Origin of the sequence: Mycobacterium mantenii (assembly GCF_001667865.1) — a bacterium.
Taxonomy (GTDB): Bacteria; Actinomycetota; Actinomycetes; order Mycobacteriales; family Mycobacteriaceae; genus Mycobacterium; species Mycobacterium mantenii_A.
Genome location: NZ_LZJP01000104.1, coordinates 1 through 995 on the forward strand (window position 1 = coordinate 1; position 995 = coordinate 995).

At 67.2% G+C, this 995-nt stretch carries 1 pseudogene; it reads right to left on the reverse strand.

Annotated elements, in window-relative coordinates:
* A pseudogene (locus A5688_RS19965) lies at nucleotides 1-995 on the reverse strand (hypothetical protein); the annotation flags it as partial.

Sequence of the window (995 nt, forward strand, 5' to 3'; positions counted from 1 at the left end):
GCGGCGAATACCGGTGCCGGCAGCGCCTTTCGGTCGATCTTGCCCGAGGAGGTCAGCGGGAACTCGTCGAGCACCACAATCTGTGTCGGCACCATGTAATCGGGCAACCGCGCGCTCATCCAGTGCCGGACCGCACTCACCTTGGTGTTGGTGTGCGGGTCATTGGCATGGACACTGCGTAGCTGCGCTCCGGTGACAGGAGGCAGGTAGAGGTCCGTCAGCGATGTGGTGTGCCCGGCGCCGGGGTCCGCGGAGCGGATGAAGACCGCATCCAAGGTGCCGGGTTGAGCGCCCCAGGTCACCGCGACGCGATACCCGGCAGCTTCCCCAAGCTGGTGCAGCTGTTCAGGGGTGACGGCGTCGGAGCCCGCGGTGGCGCAAGCCTGCGCAAGCGCCTCGGCCAGGGGCATGGCGGCGGCCAGCGCCTGTTCGATCTGGACGTCGGTGATCACGCCGGCGCGCGGGATACCGGTGACGCGCACGATCGCGGGACCTTGGGTTGTCAGTTCGGTGTGCAGTCCGCTCAAGCCTGCGCACCGTGTCCACGCCCAGGCGGGTGCCTTGGCGAGTGAACAAGCCCGCGCGGGAGTCTTGCGGATGCTGACGTCGTAGCGGTACCGGGTCAGCTCGTTGTCGCCCGATCCACGCTTGACTTCGATACCAACTCCGGCCACCACCGACGTGTGCTCGGCCGCCCAGTCGGTGAAAAACTCAGGGGCCAGCAGCAATTCGGGTTCGCCGAGCACGGCCCGGTACACCCGCTGGCGGATCTCGCCGCCGTCGTCGGTGGACGTGCGCGCCAGCGCGACCCCGGTTTGGAACGCGCCCTGCAGGCTGTGGTTACGCACATCGCCGATAAACAACGTTCCGCCCGGCCCGAGCAGGTCCATGGCGTTGTCGATGACATCGACCAGGTAGCCGGCGTTGGGGAAGTACTGGACGACCGAGTTGAGAATGATGGTGTCGAACGAGCCCCGCGGCAGCCCCTCGGTGAC